Consider the following 2082-nt stretch of genomic DNA (forward strand, 5'->3'; position numbering starts at 1 on the left):
CCTTTCGTCGTGCTGTTGATTCTGCCTTCCTATGACCTGTTCGGACTATTATGAGAAATGCTATAATTTATATAATTCTATGTACAATCTTCATAGCTGTTTTAGACAGTTCACTAGATTCTTAATGAGGGGATATGTATAACTTAGAGAAGGTTTTCATAAATGTTGAAGTGAATAAGTTGTAGTATTTATGTTTTTTCCCTGAGTTGTAAAATTTCAGAATGAGAGAGACCGGTAATTTGAGCAATAACATCAATAGATACACCGGCCTTGAGTGAGTTTTTGGCCACAGCTATTTTAGTCTGTTTTTCACCCTCTTCTCTCCCTTTTTCTGCGCCAATTTGAATACCTTCCACCCTACCTTTTTGATGGCCGATAAGGATGCCTTCGTGAAGTTTTTCTTCAAGGGTAGATAAATAATCATCGGTACGTTTCTTAGCTTGATCATAAGCAAGACGTTCTTCTTTACTCCAGTTATATTGGTTTAACTCACCATAAGCCCTACCAATAATTACATCACTACCTATTATTTTTTTTAGATCCTCTTCGCTCGTTTCATCTGCGTGCTTAAAAAAATAGATCCATTTTTCAACAATATTTTCTAATTGATCTTCTTTTGTTTTATTAAACTTTGGTAGCTCTATAAAAGTGAAACTAAAGTCTTTAAGATCATGTTCAAAGGTCATCTTATCAAAAGTCACGTGATCAGACTTATAAGCTAGCTTATTAGGAAATAAGATGAAATCAGCAATAGCAATAAAGATAACCCCTTTAAGATCATGATACTGGTCACCTACATCAGCTTGACTTGAATAAGCTTTGGCAGCGTAATATTGGGCACGTTTTTCAAAGCCCCTTGTTTTAGCGACTTGCATCTCAATGATGGTTTTGACCCCTGTAGAATCAACACAGAGAACATCAACAATGCTTTGCTTTTGAGAGGCAATTACAGGGTCTTGAATGGGACTGAGAAAGGAGACATCTTTAATCTTATTGTCATCGGTAAGACCTAGTATATCATTGAGAAAGTGAATAAGAATATCTTTATTTTTTTCGGTACCAAAGATACGGCGAAAAGCGATATCATTGCGAGCATCAAGGAACTTAGAAAGAGCCATGAGAAAGTAAGATAAAAAGCATTAATAATTATACACAATTCTGAAGAAATGTTCAACAATTTTGATTTATGTTAACCTGTATAATATTTATTTCTGTATGGCAAAGCATACTACTACTATCTCTCTAAGATACCAAATAGCACAAAAAGTAAGAAACTGGAGGTTAAAGCGAGGATATACTCAAAGAGATTTAGCAAAAAAAATCGGAACAACATATCAGGTAATACTGCAATATGAAAAAGGAACACGCAGAATTTCAATTAAGAAATTATATGAGTTAGCAGAAGCATTATCAACAACTGCTAGAGATCTAGCTTGCGGACAAGAAGTATCAAATGAGGAAAGGTATGAGGGAGAAGAGGTTAGTAAGAAGACATAGAGAGATTAAGGATCAAGAATTACGTGAAACGTTTTATTTATTAACTAAATTCATCCGTATTAGTGAGGAAGAGAGTGGAAAGGCAGTAAAAATAGAAGTGGCAAAGGGTTTAGTTAAGGGAGGAGTTTCTGCTCATGTTATCTCTCAAACGACCAGTTTATCTATTGATGAATATGATAATGATGAGAAAAAAATTTCTATTCCGTATAAAGTAGGTCAAAGAATAAAAGAATGGAGGTTGAGAAGAGGATACACACAAGAAGATTTAGCAAGTAAAGTGGGCATAATAAATCAAAGAATATATGAATATGAAAAAGGACGAGCTGCTGTTTCACTTGAAATGTTAGATGAAATAGCAAAGGTACTATCAATTAGTATTACAGACCTACTTCCAGAAACAACAGAAAATGAGAATAGTGAAGTGGAACTATCAAGGTTAATAGAAGAATACAAAAAAATTGAGAGTCAAGAACTACGTAATGCACTAATAAAATCTATGTTTGAAAGCATACAAATTTGCAAAGAGAAAGTGAAGAAAGTAGAAAAGATGAAAATTGCAAAGAATTTAGTTAAGGAAGGAATTTC

1 protein-coding gene and 1 pseudogene are annotated in these 2082 nt (G+C 33.8%); one reads left to right on the forward strand and one right to left on the reverse strand.

Features of this window, described 5'->3' with window-relative positions:
- Positions 1-188 precede the first annotated feature (188 nt).
- Positions 189-1118, reverse strand: a complete 930-nt coding sequence (locus ACIPNH_RS00225; RefSeq protein WP_400770791.1) for an Rpn family recombination-promoting nuclease/putative transposase — start codon at positions 1116-1118, stop codon at positions 189-191.
- A gap of 97 nt (positions 1119-1215) precedes the next feature.
- On the opposite strand from ACIPNH_RS00225, the pseudogene wmk reads away from it, so the two are divergent.
- Positions 1216-2082, forward strand: a pseudogene (wmk, locus tag ACIPNH_RS00230) (WO male-killing family protein Wmk); the annotation flags it as partial.

It is taken from the genome of Wolbachia endosymbiont of Drosophila barbarae (assembly GCF_044752445.1).
In the GTDB taxonomy this organism is placed as follows: domain Bacteria; phylum Pseudomonadota; class Alphaproteobacteria; order Rickettsiales; family Anaplasmataceae; genus Wolbachia; species Wolbachia pipientis.